Source organism: Flavobacterium branchiophilum FL-15 (assembly GCF_000253275.1).
Classification (GTDB): Bacteria; Bacteroidota; Bacteroidia; order Flavobacteriales; family Flavobacteriaceae; genus Flavobacterium; species Flavobacterium branchiophilum.
The window spans coordinates 2115721-2137083 of record NC_016001.1 but is presented as its reverse complement, the minus strand read 5'-3'; the positions used below and the strand labels follow the sequence as shown (position 1 = coordinate 2137083).

General features: G+C 32.6%; 16 protein-coding genes and 1 tRNA gene. All 17 read left to right on the top strand.

Annotation, left to right across the window (positions count from 1 at the left end):
- Nucleotides 1-62 precede the first annotated feature (62 nt).
- The 17 genes from FBFL15_RS09165 (at nucleotide 63) to FBFL15_RS09090 (ending at nucleotide 21344) form a co-directional block, all read left to right on the top strand.
- The gene (locus FBFL15_RS09165) at nucleotides 63-1922 is read left to right on the top strand and encodes an SPFH domain-containing protein (RefSeq protein ID WP_014084330.1); all 1860 of its coding nucleotides are present in this window, start codon (nucleotides 63-65) and stop codon (nucleotides 1920-1922) included.
- Nucleotides 1923-2228: 306 nt separating this feature from the next.
- Nucleotides 2229-2813: an RNA polymerase sigma factor gene (locus tag FBFL15_RS09160; RefSeq protein ID WP_014084329.1), complete on the top strand. Its 585-nt coding sequence runs from the start codon at nucleotides 2229-2231 to the stop codon at nucleotides 2811-2813.
- A 50-nt stretch (nucleotides 2814-2863) separates the two neighbouring features.
- Nucleotides 2864-3007: a hypothetical protein gene (locus FBFL15_RS16625; RefSeq protein WP_165766325.1), complete on the top strand. Its 144-nt coding sequence runs from the start codon at nucleotides 2864-2866 to the stop codon at nucleotides 3005-3007.
- A gap of 150 nt (nucleotides 3008-3157) precedes the next feature.
- The gene (gene tpx / locus FBFL15_RS09155; RefSeq protein ID WP_014084328.1) at nucleotides 3158-3655 is read left to right on the top strand and encodes a thiol peroxidase; all 498 of its coding nucleotides are present in this window, start codon (nucleotides 3158-3160) and stop codon (nucleotides 3653-3655) included.
- Nucleotides 3656-3658: 3 nt separating this feature from the next.
- Complete coding sequence (locus FBFL15_RS09150) at nucleotides 3659-4033, top strand: diacylglycerol kinase family protein (RefSeq protein WP_014084327.1); 375 nt, start codon at nucleotides 3659-3661, stop codon at nucleotides 4031-4033.
- Nucleotides 4034-4052: 19 nt separating this feature from the next.
- Nucleotides 4053-6476 carry a DNA translocase FtsK gene (locus FBFL15_RS09145; RefSeq protein ID WP_014084326.1) on the top strand — a complete coding sequence of 808 codons (2424 nt, stop codon included), beginning with the start codon at nucleotides 4053-4055 and terminating at the stop codon, nucleotides 6474-6476.
- Between the two features lie 6 nt (nucleotides 6477-6482).
- On the top strand, nucleotides 6483-7124 hold the full coding sequence (gene lolA1, locus FBFL15_RS09140) for an outer membrane lipoprotein periplasmic chaperone LolA1 (RefSeq protein WP_014084325.1): 642 nt from the start codon (nucleotides 6483-6485) through the stop codon (nucleotides 7122-7124).
- Between the two features lie 8 nt (nucleotides 7125-7132).
- A complete protein-coding gene (locus FBFL15_RS09135; RefSeq protein WP_014084324.1) occupies nucleotides 7133-8572 on the top strand; it encodes an LptF/LptG family permease in 1440 nt (479 codons plus the stop codon).
- Nucleotides 8565-9698: a 3,4-dihydroxy-2-butanone-4-phosphate synthase gene (ribB, locus tag FBFL15_RS09130; RefSeq protein WP_014084323.1), complete on the top strand. Its 1134-nt coding sequence runs from the start codon at nucleotides 8565-8567 to the stop codon at nucleotides 9696-9698. Before FBFL15_RS09135 ends, ribB begins: the two co-directional genes overlap by 8 nt.
- Nucleotides 9699-9844: 146 nt before the next feature.
- Nucleotides 9845-9929 (top strand) — tRNA-Ser (locus tag FBFL15_RS09125).
- Nucleotides 9930-10327: 398 nt separating this feature from the next.
- Nucleotides 10328-12676, top strand: a complete 2349-nt coding sequence (locus FBFL15_RS09120) for a type I restriction-modification system subunit M (RefSeq protein WP_014084322.1) — start codon at nucleotides 10328-10330, stop codon at nucleotides 12674-12676.
- Between the two features lie 11 nt (nucleotides 12677-12687).
- Nucleotides 12688-13023 carry a DUF1016 N-terminal domain-containing protein gene (locus FBFL15_RS09115; protein ID WP_158309094.1) on the top strand — a complete coding sequence of 112 codons (336 nt, stop codon included), beginning with the start codon at nucleotides 12688-12690 and terminating at the stop codon, nucleotides 13021-13023.
- Nucleotides 13014-13883: an ORF6N domain-containing protein gene (locus tag FBFL15_RS09110; protein ID WP_014084320.1), complete on the top strand. Its 870-nt coding sequence runs from the start codon at nucleotides 13014-13016 to the stop codon at nucleotides 13881-13883. The genes FBFL15_RS09115 and FBFL15_RS09110 overlap by 10 nt, the downstream gene beginning before the upstream one ends.
- Before the next feature lies 1 nt (nucleotide 13884).
- Entirely contained in the window at nucleotides 13885-15162 is a 1278-nt protein-coding gene (locus FBFL15_RS09105; protein ID WP_014084319.1) for a restriction endonuclease subunit S, read from the top strand.
- Nucleotide 15163: 1 nt separating this feature from the next.
- A complete protein-coding gene (locus FBFL15_RS09100) occupies nucleotides 15164-16447 on the top strand; it encodes a DUF262 domain-containing protein (RefSeq protein ID WP_014084318.1) in 1284 nt (427 codons plus the stop codon).
- Nucleotides 16448-16466: 19 nt separating this feature from the next.
- Nucleotides 16467-18299: a DUF262 domain-containing protein gene (locus tag FBFL15_RS09095; RefSeq protein ID WP_014084317.1), complete on the top strand. Its 1833-nt coding sequence runs from the start codon at nucleotides 16467-16469 to the stop codon at nucleotides 18297-18299.
- 6 nt (nucleotides 18300-18305) lie between these two features.
- The gene (locus FBFL15_RS09090; protein WP_014084316.1) at nucleotides 18306-21344 is read left to right on the top strand and encodes a type I restriction endonuclease subunit R; all 3039 of its coding nucleotides are present in this window, start codon (nucleotides 18306-18308) and stop codon (nucleotides 21342-21344) included.
- The last annotated feature ends 19 nt before the right edge of the window (nucleotides 21345-21363 follow it).

Here is a 21363-nt window from a genome sequence, read left to right as displayed (position 1 = left end):
TTGATTTCAAGAAAATATCTTATTCAAAAAAAATTAATTTTTAATTTATAAATAACATTAAAATGACAGATATTTTATCTAATTGGTGGGTCATCGTTTTGATACTTTCTATCGTGTTTTACAAATTTGTATTGCGTGTGTTTTTTGGTATGGTCATCGTTCCCGAAAACAGAATTGGATTAGTAACCAAAAAATTTGTTTTGTTTGGAGCAGAAAAATCATTGCCCGATGGCAGGATAATTGCTACAAAAGGCGAGGCAGGATTTCAGGCCAAAACATTGGCACCTGGTTTATATTGGATGATGTGGCCATGGCAATATGGTGTAGATATGACACCTTTTACAATTATTCCAGAGGGCAACATCGGATTGGTATTAAGTAAAGACGGTGCCGAAATACCAACAGGAAGGATTTTAGCCCAAAAAATTGATTCAGATAATTTTCAGGATGCCACCTTATTTTTAAACAACGGTGGACAAAAAGGCCGACAATCTGCTTTTATTACAACAGGATCTTATAGAATAAACACCTATTTATTTGAAGTAGTTTTAGCTCCACAAACCGTTATTTTTGAAAACATGGTAGGTATCGTAACCGCCATGGACGGTGAACCCATTCCAATTGGTCAAATTGCGGGTAAATATGTAGAAGGACATAACAATTTTCAGGATTTTGACCAGTTTTTAAAACATGGGGGCAACCGTGGATTGCAACCTCAAGTAATGTTGGCAGGATCATATTACATCAACACATGGGCTGTACAAATAGAACAAAACCCCATGACCGATGTACCTATTGGCTATGTTGGGGTAGTCATTTCATACATTGGCGAAGACGGACAAGATGTTACAGGCGACACCTTTAAACACGGCAACATAGTTTCAAAAGGACAAAGAGGGGTTTGGATGGAGCCACTTGGTCCAGGTAAATATGCTTTGAACAAATATACCACAAAACTCGAACCCGTGCCAACAACCAATTTGGTGCTAAACTGGGCCAATGCCCGCAGCGAATCGCACGATTTAGATAAAAATTTATCTACCATTACTGTGCGTTCAAAAGATGGTTTTCCATTCAATTTAGATGTTGCTCAAATAATTCATGTGCCGGCAAATGAAGCTCCAAAAGTCATTGCACGATTTGGAAGCATGACCAATTTAGTATCTCAAGTTTTGGAACCAACCATTGGAAACTATTTCAGAAACTCGGCACAAGATTCAGATGTAATATCTTTCTTATCAACCCGAAAAGAAAGACAAGAATCTGCAAAAACACACATCAAAGCCGTTTTAGACGAGTATAATGTAAACGCTGTAGATACTTTAATTGGCGATATTGTGCCACCAGAATCGTTAATGAAAACATTAACCGATAGAAAAATTGCAGAAGAAGAGCAAAAAACCTATCAAACACAAAAAATGGCTCAAGAACAACGACAAGGCGTAGAAAAAGAAACCGCCATTGCCGATATGCAAAGAGAAATTGTAAAAGCATCTCAAAGTGTTGAAATTGCACAACGTACTGCCGATGCCACTGTAAAAAAAGCCGAAGGTGATGCCACCAGTTTGAAATTAAACGTTAATGCCGAAGCCGAAGCTACAAAAGCTAGAGCAGGGGCACAAGCCGAAGCCACCAGATTGAATGCCAGCGCCGAGGCCGAAAAAATATCTAAAACAGGACTAGCCGAAGCCGAAAAAATTATGGCTATTGGTAAATCTACTGCAGAATCATATCAATTGCAAGTAGCGGCTATGGGTGGCGACAATTTTACAAAATATAAAATCACAGAAGAAATTGGCAAAGGCAACATAAAAGTTATTCCTGATGTATTAATTTCGGGTGCCAATGGTGCTGATGGCTCCATATCTGGTCTTTTAGGCATGAAATTGATGGAAATGATGGATAGCAAAAAAGACAAATAATCGTATTTTTTTAGTTTTTTGGTTTAAATTGGCTTGAATCAACTTTTTTCAAATTGACAAAAAAGTTGCTTTCAAGCCTTTTTTTTAAGAAAAATAAAAAAAATATACACAAAAATTAGTCAAATTATTTATAAAAAACCATTTTATTATATTTTTTAAGTTAATTTTAACTTAAAATTTGGAAAATCAAAATAAATTTTATAATCTTTACACCATAATAAAAACACTAAAAGCCTATAGCAAAACATTACTTTATTTTATAGAAAATTTCTTAAAATTTTAATATTAATTAAAAAAAGTAATGTTATGGCAATTAATCAAACCTCCGATGCTTTATTGATAAAAAATTATGTAGCTGGTAATGAGCAAGCTTTGGCTGCATTAATTGAACGACACCAATCCCGCATTTATGGATTTATCTATTCAAAAATTCCAGATAGAACAGTTTGCGATGATGTTTTTCAGGATACTTTTGTAAAAGTAATCAAAACTTTAAAATCAAAAACGTATAATGAAGAAGGCAAATTTTTGCCTTGGGTCATGCGGATTGCACATAATTTAGTAATTGATTATTTCAGACACAACAAAAAAATGCCTTTGTCCAGAGAAACAGATGAGTTTCAAATATTTAATCTAATTACAGACAGTGCCTTAAATGTTGAAAATGAAATGATTAAAGAGCAAATTGATGTTGATTTAAGAAAAATAATTCAAGAATTGCCCGAGGATCAAAAGGAAGTTTTGCTGCTTCGCTACTATCAAGATATGAGTTTTCAAGAAATATCAGAACATACGGGCGTTAGTATCAATACAGCATTGGGCAGAATGCGTTATGCCATTTTGAAAATTAGAAAAATTATGGAAGAAAAACAAATAATTTTGACAAACTAACAATATTTTCAAAACATTAGCGTTAGTATAAAAACTAAAATAAACGCTAAATGGCAAAACTTTACACACCCAAAAAAGTTGTGGCAAAAGAAATGAAACCACCAAAAAAAACCATTGATTTTTTGCTCAATTATTCTAAAGCTTTAGAGGTTGTTACTGCAAAAGGTATTCAAATAGAAGTGATTAGAAACTAAATTGTATTGCAAAGAGCTATCAAAACCAATTTGATAGCTCTTTTTTTTTGCTTGATTATTCCATAAATTAATAATTGTTGAAAAAGAAATTTTGTGCTTTAAAATTATAAACCTAAAATGATTATTTTTGCAAACTAAAAAATATACATTATGGCTACAATTACACTTGGAGGAAATCTTATTAATACAAATGGCAATTTGCCAACAGTAGGTTCAAAAGCAATTGATTTTAAACTAATTAGCAATGATTTATCAGAGGTAAGTTTGTCTAATTTTGAAGGTCAAAAACTGGTTTTAAATATCTTTCCTAGTATCGATACGGGAACTTGTGCCACATCAGTTAGAAAATTTAATGCACAAGCCAGTCAATTGGAAAATACAAAAGTATTGTGTATTTCTAGAGATTTGCCTTTTGCCCAAAAACGTTTTTGTGGTGCAGAGGGGTTAGAAAACGTGCACAATTTATCTGATTTTAAAAATGGTGATTTTGGAAAAAATTATGGTTTAGAAATTGTAGATGGTCCATTAGCAGGATTACATTCCAGAGTAGTAATTGTTATAGACGAAAAAGGAACAATTGTATATACAGAACAAGTTTCAGAAATAGCAAATGAACCCAATTATGAAGCTGCTTTAAAAGTACTTTAAGCAATGGAATTTAAAAAAGATAATAGTTTTTTTACGGGAAGGTTAAAAAGTATCAAATATGCCTTTGTAGGTATGTTCAAGTTAATTACAACCGAACACAGTGTAATGTCGCAATTTTCAATAGGAATTGTTATGACACTTGCAGGCTTTTATTTTGACATTTCCAAAACAGAATGGATGTTTCAAACGATGGCTATTGGATTGGTGTTGAGCATAGAAGGACTTAATACGGCCGTTGAAAAAATAGCCGATTTTATTCATCCAGAATTTCATAGCCGAATTGGATTTATCAAAGATATTGCTGCGGGTGCTGTATTTTTTGCAGCTATGACAGCCATAGCCATAGGCATGTTTATTTATGTTCCAAGGTTCTTATAAGTGTTAAAAAAAGTAAATAATGGCAAAAAAAGCAAATAAAAAAAATTCCAACAACGAAAATGCTACACCAATACAAACCTCACCCCGACAAAAAAAAATGTTATGGGGTAGTTTTTTAGTATTGCTGTCGATAGCGTTGGGTATTGCTTTTGTGTCATTTTTTATAAATGGACAAGCTGATCAAAGTGCTGTAGCCTTGGTAGCTGATAGAAACGCAGCCGTTGAAAATTGGATTGGTAAACTAGGTGCCTTTATCGCAGATTTGTTTATTTTTAAAGGGTTTGGCATAGCATCATTTATATTTGTTAAACTTTTATTTACAACAGGTGCGTTTTTATTTTTAGATATTCCACTCAAAAAATTAAAAAACGTATGGTTTTGGGATATTTTTGCCATCATGATTTTGTCGATTGTTTTGGGTTTTTTTGCGACTTCATTACCAGAACTAGGAGGCGCAGTTGGTTATGAAATGAACATGATATTGCAAGATTTTATTGGAAAAACGGGTACTTTTTTTGTTTTACTATTTACCATTTTACTATATCTTGTATTGAAATTGAAAATTTCGCCAGAAAAAATCACCTCATTTATTACCCAACAAAAAACGTCTATTGCCAATGAAATCAATCAGTCTCAAGCTGAAACGAGTACTTCTGGCAAATATAATTTAGAAGAATTTGCAGTAGATGATTTGGATGAGTCAGACAATTTTGCCACCAAAAAATCGCAATTTGAAATCAATAAAGACGATTTGAAACCCACCATTTTAAATCCATCAGATTTGACAATTGGGGCAAACAAACAAACAAAACTCGAAATAACCAATTCAGAGTTAGAAATCAATATTCCTGTTGAAGAAGAATTTTTGATTGAAAAGGTAGCAGAGGAAACCATAATTGAAGAGAATTTGGCCTCAAAACTAGTGGCCGACTTTGGATTATTTGATCCTACTTTAGAATTATCCAATTTTAAATTTCCAAATTTAGATTTGTTGAAAGAACATTCATCAGGCGGTATAACAATCAATCAACAAGAATTAGAAGAAAACAAAAATAAAATTGTAGAAACCCTTCGCAATTATAAAATTGAAATTGCACAAATAAAGGCAACCGTTGGGCCTTCGGTAACGCTATATGAAATTGTACCTGAAGCGGGTATCCGTATTTCAAAAATAAAAAGTTTGGAAGATGATATAGCACTTTCTTTAGCTGCACTAGGTATTCGTATCATAGCCCCAATGCCTGGAAAAGGTACAATTGGAATTGAAGTGCCAAACAAGAATCCATCGGTAGTATCGATGCGAAGTGTTATTGGTTCTGCAAAATTTCAGGAAGCCGAAATGGAATTGCCTATTGCATTAGGCAAAACAATTTCAAATGAAACATTTGTTGTAGATTTAGCAAAAATGCCTCACTTATTGATGGCAGGAGCTACAGGACAGGGAAAATCTGTTGGTTTAAATGCGGTATTAACGTCGTTGTTGTATAAAAAACATCCAGCAGAAGTCAAATTTGTGTTGGTAGATCCAAAGAAAGTTGAATTAACTTTATTTAGTAAGATAGAGCGACATTATTTGGCAAAACTCCCTGATACAGAGGAAGCTATAATAACAGATAATGCTAAAGTTGTGGCTACATTGAACTCACTTTGTGTGGAAATGGACAACCGTTATTTGTTATTGAAAGATGCCATGGTACGAAATATTAAGGAATATAATGACAAATTTAAAGCTCGGAAGTTGAATCCAGAAGCAGGACACCAGTTTTTGCCTTATATCGTATTGGTAGTTGATGAATTTGCCGATTTGATCATGACGGCGGGCAAAGAAGTTGAGGTGCCCATTGCCAGATTGGCTCAATTGGCACGTGCCATTGGGATTCACTTGATTATTGCAACACAAAGACCATCGGTAAATGTCATTACGGGATTGATTAAAGCCAATTTTCCTGCTCGAATTGCTTTTAGAGTATCGTCAAAAATTGATTCTCGAACTATTTTAGATACCCAAGGAGCCGACCAGTTAATTGGTAGAGGAGATTTGTTATATACCAATGGTAACGATGTAGTGCGAGTGCAATGTGCCTTTATAGACACACCCGAAGTAGAAAAAATCACTGAATATATAGGGGCTCAAAAAGCATATCCAGATGCCTATTTGCTGCCAGAATTTGTTGGCGAAGAAGGAGCCTCAAAATTAGAGTTTGATATATCAGAACGAGATTCGATGTTTAGAGAAGCAGCCGAAATAATTGTTACCTCGCAACAAGGTTCGGCATCATTATTGCAAAGAAAATTAAAGCTAGGTTATAACAGAGCCGGACGATTGATAGATCAGCTAGAAGCTGCTGGAATAGTGGGCCCTTTTGAAGGTAGTAAAGCACGATCTGTAAATATTTTGGACATGACCGCATTAGATGAATTTTTTAAAAACGAACAAAATTAATTAAAAATGAAAAAAATCATTTCTGTTTTTTTATTAACAGTATGTAGTTTTGCAGCTCAGGCTCAAGACAAAAAAGCAAAAGAACTTTTAGACCAAGTTACTTCAAAAATCAAAACGTATAAAAATATTGTTATTGATTTTAAATATGTGTTGAATAATCAAAAAGAAAACATCAATCAAGAAAGCAAAGGCACTGTCATGATGCAAGGCAATCAATATGTATTGAATCTTATGGGAGTAACCAAAATATTTGATGGATCAAAAAGTTATACCATCAATCCAGAAGACGAAGAAGTAACAATTTCGAAAGTAAACGAAAAAGAAGATAATGCCATTACTCCTTCAAAAATGTTAACTTTTTTTAATACGGGTTACAGATACACTTGGGATATTGTTCAAAATGTAAAAGGACGCAAAATACAGTATATTAAATTGAACGCTAACAATCCAAAAGACCATAGAAAAGAAATATTATTGGGCATAGACATCCAAACTAAAAACATCTATAATTTGATCGAAGTTGGAAAAAATGGCACCAAAACCACATTAACTGTTAATTCTTTCAAAACAAATCAACCATTATCAAAAAATCAATTTACCTTTGTGGCTAGTAAATATAAAAATTACTATATAAACAAAATTGACTAAACACAAGCGTGAAAATATTAGATAAATACATATTAAAAACATTTGCATTTACTTTTTTTACAGTATTTGCTATATTAATCTTAATTTTTATACTCCAAACCGTTTGGCTTTTTATAGCTGATTTAGCTGGAAAAGATTTAGATACGGGATTGATTATTAAGTTTTTACTTCTTAAAATGCCTAGTCTTGTGCCTTTAGCCTTGCCGCTTTCGGTTTTGTTGGCATCTATTATGACTTTTGGAGATTTGTCCGAAAATTATGAACTAGCAGCCATGAAATCCTCTGGTATTTCTTTGAAAAGAGCTTTATATAGCAGTACCGTTTTTATACTATTATTGACAATTGCCACCTTTTTTTTTGCCAATAATATCATACCTTATGCAGATTTTAAATTTGTGAATTTTAGGAAAAATATAGCTCAAAAAAAACCAGCTTTGGCCATTGCCGAAGGTCAATTTAGCAATATTGGGCTCTATACCATTAAGGTTGAAAAAAAATTAGGCAAAGATGGCAATATTTTAAAAGGGGTAACGATACATCAAAAATCAGCCAATGGCGAAGGATTGCGAGTGGTAATTAAAGCAAAAGATGGCATTTTAGTAAGCAATGAAAAATCTAACTTGCTCAAACTAGAATTACATGATGGATATTATTATGAAGACATTGTTCCTACTAAATACGAAGACCGAAACAAAGTTCCATTTGCAAAAGCCAGTTTTAAAACTGATGTTATCAACATTGATTTGACCAAACTTGATAATGTGAATTTGAATGATGAAAGTGTGGTAAATTCAGATAACATGCTCAATGTTAGCGAATTAAAGTACACACTTGATTCATTAAATCAAAACTATAAAAAAGATGTAATCTCATTTACTGATAATATATACCAACGAACAGGAATTGTATTTTTGTCTAAAACAAATCCTTTGGTAACATCTGAAAAAAAAGCCATTTTAGATAACTTTAGCCCAACAGAACAAGCAGAAATTGTAAAAATAGCTTTAAACAATCTGACAAGCATCAATTTTTCTATTGATAGTTCAAAAAACGATTTAGAATACAAACAACGCAATATTAACAGCCATTTGATTTCATTATACGTCAAATTTGTGATTTCGTTTTCATGTATTTTGATGTTTTTTATTGGGGCTCCATTGGGTGCAATTATCCGAAAAGGCGGATTAGGTTTGCCAATAGTATTTGCAGTTTTAATATTTATCATTTTCCATTTTATAAATACTTTTGGCAAAAAAGTAGCCGAAGAAAACGGCATGACCCCATTTTTAGGCACCTGGATGTCCACAATGGTACTATTGCCATTAGCTATTTTTCTGACCTATAAGGCAACGAATGATATGGGAGAAATCAAAATTTTTAATAAATTAAGTTTTATTTCAAATTTTTTCAAAAAAATAATACCATCAAAAAAACAAAAAAATGTCTGAATCAAACATTCAACTCAATACCATCGAAGAGGCCATAGAGGCCATTAGACAAGGAGAAATTATCATAGTAGTGGACGATGAAGATCGAGAAAACGAAGGCGATTTTTTGGCAGCCGCTGAAAAAGTAACGCCCGAAATGATTAATTTTATGGCTACTCACGGACGAGGTTTGATATGTGCCCCCTTAACTGAAAGTAGGTGTAAAGAATTGGATTTAAAACCCATGGTAGCTCACAACACCGACCACATGGAAACTGCCTTTACGGTTTCGATAGATTTGAAAGGGCATGGAGTAACTACAGGGATATCTGCTGCAGATAGAGCCAAAACCATTCTCTCTTTGGTTAATTCAAATACAAAACCTGCCGATTTGGCCAGACCTGGTCATATATTTCCATTAGTTGCCAAACAAGGTGGTGTTTTAAGACGAACAGGACACACCGAAGCTGCAATTGATTTTGCAAGACTAGCAGGATTGAAACCTGCGGGTGTAATTGTAGAAATCATGAACGAAGACGGTACAATGGCAAGACTACCACAATTGGTAGAAGTAGCCAAAAAATTTCATTTGAAATTGGTATCTATCGAAGATTTGGTGGCTTATCGAATGTTGCACGATAGCTTAATTGTAAAAAAAGAAGATTTTGAAATAACTACAAAATTTGGTGTTTTCCGATTAAGAGCTTATAAACAAACCACCAATCAACAAGTGCATTTGGCCTTGACAAAAGGGACATGGAATATAGGCGACCCTATTTTGACCAGAATTAATTCTACTGCCGTAAACACAGACATATTAGGTACTTTGACCAATGATGCCGATAAAAAATTAGACCATGTATTTCAATTAATTAATCAAACAGGAAAAGGAGCTGTTTTATTTATCAACCAAGAAATTCAGTCGTCGGATTTATTGCATCGATTAACAGAACTTAAAGTTTTGCAAGGCTCTGGGGTATATCATGCACCTCAACTCAAGATGGATAAAAAAGATTTTGGCATTGGAGCTCAAATATTACATGATTTAGACCTTACAAACATTCGATTGATAACCAATACCGAACAAACCAAGCGAGTAGGGATGATAGGATATGGATTAGAAATATCAGAATATATTTCGTATTAAAAAAAATATTTTTTTATAACAATTTCATTTAAAGTAACTTATAAAATAATTGTAAAAAAAAATAATTTTTTTGCTAAAAAGTTTTTGAAAATCAAAAAAAGGTCTTATATTTGCACTCGCAATACGGAAGTAAAGCGAATCATATTGGAGAAATGGCAGAGTGGTCGATTGCGGCAGTCTTGAAAACTGTTGACTGTAACAGGTCCGGGGGTTCGAATCCCTCTTTCTCCGCAAATTAAAAGCAACTATCTTATTATTAGGTAGTTGCTTTTTTTATTTAAGGTAATTTTATTGTTCTTGTATTTTATTACACTTATTTATAGTAATTTATTTATAATAATGAATAAAAAAAATATTTACCTACTACGAAACAATTTTCATTTTTACGGAAATGAAATCCTAAAATCAGAAGCTGCTCTGAAAACTATTATAAGATAAGTTCAATTTAGTATCATTTGGTGTCAATTTAAAAAATTCATTATGGCGTGTAATAAAACCTTATAAATAATAATTATTTTTGAATTATATGTACTACAATAGTATTAGAAATTGTTTTTTTTAAATAATTAGGTTTTTATAAGCTATTTTTTTTTTGTATTTTTACATTTTTGAATCCATAATAAAAACAAATGAATCAATCCGTACACAATAAATTAGTTTCTTTTATTTGGTCTATCGCGGACGACTGTTTGCGAGACGTTTACGTTCGTGGAAAATACCGTGATGTAATTTTACCAATGGTAGTATTAAGAAGATTAGACGCCTTACTAGAACCTACTAAAGATGCCGTCATGGAAGAGTTAGCTTTTCAAAGAGATGAAGCAGGATTAACAGAATGGGAAGAAAACGGAATGTGTGCTGCTTCAGGTTATGTGTTCTATAATACAAGTGAATGGACTTTACAACGTTTACACGACACCGCAACCAATAGTCAACAATTGCTACAAGCTAATTTTGAAGATTATTTGAATGGTTTTAGTACCAACGTAAAAGAAATCATAGAAAAATTCAAATTAAGAAGCCAAATCAAACACATGGCAGCTAAAGATGTGTTGTTGGATGTTTTAGAAAAATTTACTTCGCCTGATATTAATCTAACGCCTTTCGATAAAAACGATAGTAATGGCAGAAAATTACACGCACTTTCTAATTTAGGAATGGGCTATGTTTTTGAAGAATTAATCAGAAAATTTAACGAAGATAATAATGAAGAAGCTGGAGAGCACTTTACGCCTCGTGAAGTAATCGACTTGATGACACATATTATTTTTGACCCAATCAAAAACAATTTACCTCCAGTAATGACGATTTATGATCCTGCTTGTGGTAGCGGCGGTATGTTGACCGAAGCACAAAATTTCATCAAAGATGAAGAAGGCGAAATACGAGCTATTAATTCAGACGTGTATTTGTATGGTAAGGAAATCAATGACGAAACTTATGCCATTTGCAAATCGGATATGATGATTAAAGGAAATAATCCTGAAAATATTCGTGTGGGTTCTACGCTTTCAACTGATGAATTTGCGGGTACAACTTTTGACTTTATGCTTTCTAATCCGCCTTATGGAAAATCATGGGCGAGTGAGCAAAAATACATCAAAGATGGGAAAGACGTGATTGACACACGCTTTCAAATTCAATTAAAAAATTATTGGGGTGTTGCCGATGATGCTGATGCAATTCCACGTTCTTCTGATGGTCAATTGCTGTTTTTGATGGAAATGGTGAGCAAAATGAAACCGCTTTCGCAAAGTCCAACAGGAACCCGAATCGCTTCGGTTCATAACGGAAGTAGTTTATTTACGGGCGATGCAGGTGGTGGCGAAAGCAACATTCGTCGTTATATTATAGAAAACGATTGGTTGGAAGCCATTGTGCAAATGCCCAACAATTTGTTTTACAATACTGGAATTACCACCTACATTTGGATTTTAAGCAACAACAAAACGGCTAACCGAAAAGGAAAAGTGCAACTGATTGATGCAGGACAATTGTATCGTAAACTCCGTAAAAATTTAGGGAATAAAAACTGTGAATTTGCTCCCGAACACATTACCGAAATTGTAAAAACCTATACCGATTTAAAAGCGATAGAACGTACTACCGATGATAGTATAGCGTCTAAAGTTTTTGACAATAGCGATTTTGGGTATCATAAAGTAACTATTGAACGACCAAAACGATTGAATGCCCAATTTACTGAAGAACGAATAGCTGAATTGCGTTTTGACAAAACCTTGAAAGAAGCCATGGTGTATGCTTATAAAATGTATGGCGAAAAAGTATATACCGAAATTGCAAAACACGAAAAAGAACTGACTGATTGGGCTGAAAAACAAGAATTAAACCTCAATACCAAACAGTTAAAAGCTTTGTGTAGTGAAACACTTTGGAACAAACAATTGTTTTTGTTAGAAAATGCACAAGTACTGCTAAAAGAGATTGGAACCGATTTATCTACTGATTTTAATACCTTCAAAGACAAGGTTGATGAAGTTGTAAAAGCAAAAAAACTAAAACTTTCAGCTTCTGAAAAAAATGCAATCCTCAATGCAATAAGTTGGTACGATGCCGATGCCGAAAAAGTAGTTAAAAGCACCGTAAAACTAACTGGCGACAAACTAGAAAAACTTTTAATTCATTTGGGTTGTACCGAAAATGAATTAGCAGATTACGGCTATTTTCCAACGGATAAAAAAGGCGAATACATCACCTACGAAACCGAAAGTGATTTACGTGACACCGAAAACATCCCTTTAAAAGAAGACATTTATATTTACTTTTTACGGGAAGTAAAACCGCATGTAGCAGAAGCTTGGATTAACCTTGATGCTACAAAAATTGGTTATGAAATTAGTTTTAATAAATATTTTTACCAACACAAACCCTTGCGAAGCATTGAAGAAGTAACAGCTGATATATTAGCATTGGAAAAAGAAAGCGATGGGTTAATTGCTGAAATTTTAGCCTTATAATTGTAATGAATATGGAAGCTGCAACAAACATATCTATTGATTTTATTTTACAACTTAAACAACAAATTTTAAAAATCAGATTTATTGTTGCTAAAATTGCAAATGCAGAATCTTTGAAATTATATTACACTATTGGAAAACAGCTAGAGATTCAAGCTAAAAATGAAGATTGGGGTTCAAAAGTATTAGAAACGATTTCTCAAAAATTACAACAAGAATTGCCTGGTTTAAGAGGTTTTTCAGGATCTAATTTAAAGAAAAAGATAAGGCATTTATTCAAAGAAATATCACAGGAACTATCTATTTGTATTAACTTTAGTTTTAAAACAAAGTACTTATGGAATTAATATCATTAGAAAAAATACAAAATAGAATCTTTACGATTAGAGGTGTTCAGGTACTATTAGACAAAGACTTGGCATCATTTTTTGGTGTTAAACCCATACGACTTCGTGAGCAAGTGAAAAGAAACCCAGGTCGTTTTCCTGAAGATTTTGTATTTTTTTTGGAGGAAAAAGAGGTTGATTACATGGTATCGCAAAATGCGATACCTTCTAAGCAAAGTCTCGGAGGTGCTATGCCTTTGGTTTTTACCGAGCAAGGGGTAGCAGCGGTTTCAGGTGTTTTAAAAAGCGAAAAGGCAGATGAAGTTAGTGTGGCGATAGCTCGTGCATTTGTAGGTATGCGCAAATTTCTGATGAGCAATGCCTCTTTATTTCAGCGATTAGACCAAGTGGAATTGAAGCTACTCAAAACAGATGAAAAAATGGAACAGATTTTTCAGGCTCTAGAAACAGGACAAGCCCAAACCAAACAAGGCATTTTCTTTGATGGTCAAATTTTTGACGCTTATGTGTTTGCATCTGACTTGATTAAGAAAGCCAAAAAAGAAATCATTTTGATAGACAATTACATAGATGAAAGCACAATTACCCATTTGGCAAAAAAAACCAAGTATGTAAATGTGGTTTTATACACCAAAACAATTAGTAAACAATTGGAGCTTGACCTCCAAAAAGCCAACGAGCAATATGGCAATAGCTTTGAAGGCTTTGAGCTTAAATCAAGCCACGATCGTTTTTTAATCATCGATCGCCAAGAACTCTATCATTTGGGAGCTTCATTAAAAGATTTGGGAAAGAAATGGTTTGCTTTTTCTAAAATGGATCATTTGACAGAAACTATTCTCAACCAACTAAAAAAATAAAATGAAAAAATACAACAACTACAAAAACAGCGGAGTGGAATGGTTAGGAGAAATTCCTGAGCATTGGGAAATTCTACCTGGATTAAGTTTTATTTACGAGAATAAAGACAGAAATAAAGGAATGGTTAGAAATACTGTTCTTTCATTAAGTTATGGAAACATTCGAGTTAAAGGAGAAAATGAATTAACTGGACTTGTTCCTGAATCATTTGAAACTTATCAATTTGTAAACAAAGGCGATTTAATATTTAGACCTACTGATTTACAAAATGACACAGTAAGCTTAAGAAGTTCAATTTCTGAATATGATGGAATTATAACCAATGCTTATTTAAATTTACGTTTTAAATCAAAAGCGGATTCAAAATTTTATCATTACTTTTTTCGTTCAATAGATAATAATAAAATCATTTATGGCTTGGGTTCTGGTCTTCGCCAAAATATTAGCTATCTTGATTTTAGAAGGTTTTCTTTTCCATTTCCCCCACTCGAAGAACAAACCGCCATTGCCCATTTCCTTGACGACAAAACCACCAAAATAGACCAAGCCATTGCCATCAAGCAACAACAAATAGAACTGCTCAAAGAACGCCGACAAATACTCATTCACAAAGCCGTTACCAGAGGTTTAAATGATACTGTAAAGTTTAAAGACAGCGGTGTGGAATGGATTGGGGAGATTCCGGAGGGTTGGGAGGTGAAGAAAATAAAGCACATATTTGAACAAATTAAAACTGGAACTACACCAAGCACAAGTAATCCCAAATTTTATGATGGAGAAATAGATTGGTACAATCCCAAAGATTTAAACAATGAAAGTTTGAATTACTCAGAAAAAAAAATAAGTAAACTTGCAATTAATCGAAAAGAAATTAGTTTATTCCCATCTGATTCAATTTTGATTGTTGGTATCGGTGGTACCACTGGAAAAACATCTTATCTTATTAATACGGGCACTTTTAATCAACAAATAACAGGATTTCATAGCCATAAGCAGTATAATAAATATTACTTCTATTTATTTCATAGCTTATCAAAAGTGATGTTGAACACAGCTAGTTATACTACTTTACCAATATTAAATAATGAATTCTTCAAATCGTTTCGATTGATAAAACCAAAAATTGAAGAACAAAAAGAAATTGTAGAATACATAGAAACCGCCACTACCAAAATCGCCACCGCTATTTCATTAAAAGAGCAAGAGATAGAAAAGTTGAAGGAGTATAAAATGAGTTTGATAGATGGGGTTGTGAGTGGGAAGGTAAAGGTTTGTTAGTATGGAAGAAGTATTATTAAAAACCGAAAACCTTAGTGATTTATTAGGGTTAAAATTCGAAAATGAAAGTTTAGCAACCCAACAATCAACTTATTTATTAAGTATACCAGACTATCAACGAATTTATTGCTGGGAAGAAAAAAATGTTTTAAAGTTGTTAGATGATATTTCTGATTTTACAGATTCTAACTATCATTTAGGAAATATTATCTTACACAAAACAGGTTTTGAAAACGATATTAAATACAATATTGTTGATGGACAACAACGTTTAGTTACTTTAACCTTATTACTATCTATTTTACAGCCAGATATTAAAACATCGCTTTTAGATGAATGTTTTCAATCTGAAGAAGCAAGAGATTATATCGCTTACAATAAATTTTTGATTAGAAACTATATCGAGAATAATTTACGTATCAAAGAGCTTACTTCTAAATTAATTACGAATATTCAATTTAGTGTGTTAATCATTGAAGAAGGTTCATTGGATTTAGCATATACTTTTTTTTCAAATCAAAACTCAAGAGGAAAAGCACTTACAGATTATGACCTCTTGAAAGCACATCATTTACGATTTGTTCATATTCAGGAACAAGCCGAACATTTAGCTACTCGTTGGGATTCTATCATAATAAATTCTGACAACGATGACAGCACCAAAGATTTGGCTAGAACTTTAGGTATTTACTTGTTTAGATTGCGGAAATGGATGCGAAAACGAGAGTGGAGTAATGACGAGAAATACAAAGTAAAAGCAGAATTTGAAGCTGCATCCGTAATCAAAGAGATTCCAGCTTTTGGAGAGCAATTTAATTATTATGAGTCAATTCAAGGAGGTTCTCATTTTTTTGCTTACACAGATTCGTTTATTTACAAATTCAAAACATTCTCTCAAACAAGTGAATATAATTTATTAAAAAAGCATTTATCAAATGAAAATCATTGGTGGTATAGAGATGTAATAGAAGCATTTTTATTTGCTTATTATTTAAAATTTGGAACGATATATCTGGGTGAAGCCTTAAAGTGTATAGCTATTATCGTTTCTGATCATAGATACAATAACAGCAGAGCATATTTAAAAACATTATTAAAATATGCTGGAGAAATCGAAATAGCTATGATGATTGATCAGGCTACATCTCCAACTTTTATATTGGCAGAACTAAAAAATACAGCAAAAACACTTTCAATTCCAAAAGATCTTAACGGTACAAGATTTAGGTACAATGATGCCATCAAAAAAATAGAAAAAGAAATAGATCAGAATTCTCATTCTTAATAAATAATCAAAAATCAAAATGGAACAGAATACAAATAAATTTACGCCATCTACAGTAGGAAATTTAGAATTTTCAATACCGTTGTATCAGAGATTATTTGAATGGGAAACATCTCAAATCAATCAACTTTTGAATGATTTATATGAAAATTTCGAGCAAAATGAACCTGAAAATAAGCCATACTATATCGGAATGTTTACCGTTTATAACGAAAAAAATAACAACCAATACAGTCTTGTTGATGGGCAACAACGATTTACTGTATTAACCTTAATGGCTATTGCATTTAAAACAGAAGAATGGCTTCATTTTTTAAAAATTAACGATAATCCTCGATTAAGCTTTTTTGCACGAAAAAAAGATACTGATTATTTGAAATATAAAATTGATGGTTTATCTGATCCTTTGTATGAAAATGTTAAAATGGCTAATGGCATTAAAACCATTACAGATTTTATTGAAAATTCAGAAAGAGTCGAAAGAAAAAAAGAATTTATTAATTACATCTATAATAAAGCAACTTTCTTCATTTCAGAATTGCCCAAAAATTATCAAATGCAAGATTTGAATCGGTATTTTGAAGCAATGAATGCAACTGGAAGAGGACTTGAAAACCATGAAATTTTAAAAGTAGAAATTTTAAAAAAAGTACCAAACGACAAAAAAGTATTTTATACAAAAATATGGAATGCCATCAGTGAAATGGACAAATGTCTCATTCGCCAAAAAACTTGGAGTAATGAAGGCATGGATGTGTTTAACCAAAGAAGAAAAGAAGCCCTTTTTATAAATTCAATTGATGATTTATGTAAAAAATGTAACGATTTAGTATCATTTGAAATCAATGACAACATAGATAGTATTAAAAATATTGCTCCAAGTAATAAACGACCTGATAAAAAACTGGCAACTAGAAATGAAAGAGCAATATTAAGTTTTACTGAGTTTTTATTACAAGTTTTATGGTTACAAATCACTCAAGAAGAAAAATCAAATTCTATTGACTTCTTTAACACAAATAAATTGTTGCAAACATTTAAATTATATTTAAATGAGAATAAAGCATCGACATTTATTGATAATTTATTGAGGTATAGAGTAATATTTGATCATTATATTCTAAGAATATCTCACGATGAACAAAGTATTACAAATTATTTCATAAACTATACTGAGGATGAAACGGAAGAAAACAAAAAGTTGATTCAATTTCAATCTATGTTGTATGTTAGCATTTCTTACTATTTATGGCTTACACCTTTACTGAATGAGATTAAAGAAAATTGCAACAATTCTAAAGATTTCAGCTTACTTGAATTCTTGAAAAATTGGGATAATGAACGACTCAAAAACAAATCTATTTCACTAAACTATAGATTAATAGATCGTTATTGGTTTTGGCGTCTAGATTATTATTTTTGGGAAAATCGAAAAAATTGGTTTAAAGATAATAAACCCTTATTAGATATTGCGGATAAATATTTATTTAAGGCGAATAGGTCTATCGAACATATTTCACCTCAAACTATAATGGAAGGTGATACTCGAAGAATTAGTGATGAAAAATTAGATACTTTTGGTAACCTAGTTATGATTTCATCCGGACAAAATTCATCACTTCAAAATGAATCATTTGAAGTGAAAAAAGCACATATTAAAGAATTTATCACTGGAAGGAATGGAACAATTGAAAGTTTGAAAATGTTACATATTTATAATTATGATACATGGAACGATGAAAATTTGAATAATCATAACGATGTAATGGTATCTATTCTAATAAATTCTTTCTCTGATAATTATATAGATATTAAGAAACAGTTAAATAATTTTATAACCAATAAAAGCTAAAATAACATGCCTACCCAAACCAACGAAGCCGCTCTAGAAGCCACCATACAAAAAAAACTCACAGGTACTTGTCTTGAAGAATTAAAAAGCGATAGTTCAAATACCGTTAATGAGCGAGTAGAACTATACCGCTCTGGCAAAGGCTATTACATAGGGTTTGCCAATGATTTCAATGCAAAATATGCCATTGATGAAGTGCGTTTTTGGCATTTTTTAGAAACCACTCAAAAAGAAGAACTGGCTAAAATCCAAAAACAAAACGACTGGAAACTCAAAATTCTAGACCGTTTGGATAGAATGATCAAAAAGTATGGTATTTTGCGTTTACTACGTAAAGGTTTGGAGGTTGATGATGCTCATTTTACATTGATGTATGTTTTGCCATTAGCAAGTAGCAGTGCAGCAGCAAAAACAAATTTTGAAAATAATGAGTTCAGCGTATCCAGACAAATTAGGTATTCATTGCTAAATCCTCGTGAAGAAATAGATATGGTTGTTTTTGTAAATGGTTTGCCTATTGCAACTATGGAACTCAAAAACCATTGGACTGGGCAAAATGCCAAATTGCATGGTCAAAATCAATACAAAACCAAAAGAGATATTACCCAACCCTTATTAAACTTTGGGCGTTGTATAGTGCATTTTGCAGTAGATACTGACGAAGTTTACATGACAACCAAGCTAGACGGTGCAAATACTTTTTTCTTGCCATTCAATTTAGGACACAATTATGGTAAAGGCAATCCGCCCAATCCATTTGGTCACAAAACGGCTTACTTATGGGATGAGGTTTTAACACGTGAAAGTTTGGCAAATATCATTCAGCATTTTGTTCGTTTTGACGGTAAAGAAACCGATGTTTTGAGCAAAAAGAATTTGTTTTTTCCACGTTACCATCAAATGAATGTCGTGCGAAAACTAATTGCCCATGCCAGCAAAAATGGCGTTGGACAAACCTATTTAATTCAACATTCTGCGGGTTCTGGTAAATCAAATTCCATTACTTGGGCAGCCTACCAATTGATAGAAACCTATCCAGAAAGTGAAACCACACCAGGAAGCAGAGGTGTAAATAATCCGCTATTTGATTCTGTTATTGTGGTTACTGATAGACGACTTTTAGACAAGCAACTTAGAGAAAATATCAAAGAATTTTCTGAAGTAAAAAACATAGTCGCTCCAGCTTATTCTTCCAAAGAACTCAAAGAAAATTTAGAAAGCGGGAAACGTATTATTATCACCACCATTCAAAAATTCCCATTTATTGTAGATGGAATTGCCGATTTAAGCGACAAACGTTTTGCAGTAATCATAGACGAAGCACACAGCAGTCAAAGTGGTTCTGCTGCCGATAATATGAACCGTGCTATGGGGAGTAATAGTTCAGAAGAAGACGAAGAAGACCCACAAGATAAGATTTTGGAAATTATGCGTTCACGCAAAATGAGTAAGAATGCCTCTTATTTAGCATTTACAGCAACACCAAAATCAAATACATTAGAGAAATTTGGGGAGTTACAAGAAGATGGAAAATTCAAACCGTTCCATTTGTATTCCATGAAACAAGCCATTGAGGAAGGTTTTATTCTTGATGTTTTGGCAAACTATACTACCTACAAAAGTTATTATGAAATTGAAAAATCAATAGAAGAAAATCCTTTGTTTGACACGAATAAAGCCCAAAAAAAGCTTCGTGCTTTTGTGGAACAACATAAACAAACTATTGCCATTAAAGCAGATATAGTGGTCGATCATTTTATTACTAAGATTGTCAATACTAAAAAGTTAAAAGGCAAGGCAAAAGCCATGATGGTTACACAAAGTATTGAATCGGCTATAAAGTATTTCTTTGCTATACAAAAAATACTCCAAGAAAAAGGAACACCTTTCAAAGCAGTAATTGCTTTTTCTGGAAAGAAAAAAATAGATGGTATCGAATATACGGAAGACAGTATCAATGGTTTTGCAGAAAAAGACACCAGAGATAAGTTTGATAGCGACGATTATAAAATATTAGTTGTGGCTAACAAATATCTCACTGGTTTTGACCAACCCAAATTAACAGCCATGTATGTGGATAAAAAGTTGCAAGGTGTTTTAGCCGTGCAAGCCTTATCCAGACTAAACCGTGCAGCCAATAAATTAGGGAAGAAAACAGAAGATTTATTTGTATTGGACTTCTTTAATTCTACGGAAGATATGAAAGATGCATTTGACCCATTTTATACTGCCACTTCACTAAACAAAGCTACAGATGTAAATGTTTTACACGAAATAAAAGCCATTTTAGACGATGTTGGTGTTTACGAATGGTCGGAAGTAGAAGATTTTGTAGATAAATATTTCAAAAAAGTAGATGCACAACTCCTAAGTCCAATCATTGATATAGCCGCTGATCGATTCAATTTTCAATTAGAATTAGAAGACAGCGAAAAAGCCGATTTCAAAATCAAAGCCAAACAATTTGTTAAGATTTATGGTCAAATGGCTTCGATATTGCCTTATGAAATAGTAAATTGGGAAAAGCTATTTTGGTTTTTAAAATTTTTAATTCCAAAATTGATTATAGTTGATGGTAATATTGATGCTTTAGATGAACTATTAAATTCAGTAGATTTGTCAACGTATGGTTTAGAAAGAGTAAAACTAAATTCCAGCATTGGTTTAGATGATTCCGAAACAGAATTGGATCCACAAAATCCAAATCCAAGAGGAGCACACGGTACTGACAAAGAAGAAGATCCTTTGGATTTAATTATCAATAGTTTTAATGAACGATGGTTTCAAGGTTGGGAAGCAACGCCAGAAGAACAAAGAGTAAAATTTGTTACATTAGCCAAAAGCATAAAAGCTCATCCCGATTATTTAGAAAAATATTCTGAAAATACTGATGTTCAAAACAGAGAAATTGCATTTAGAAAAATATTCGATGAGGTTATGGCACAACAACGAAAAATAGAACTCGATTTATACAAAAAAGTAACCCAAGACGATTCTTTTAGAATTGCGATGCAAGATACTTTGAAAAGGATTTTGAGTGCTTAGTTCAGTATTGAAAAATGAT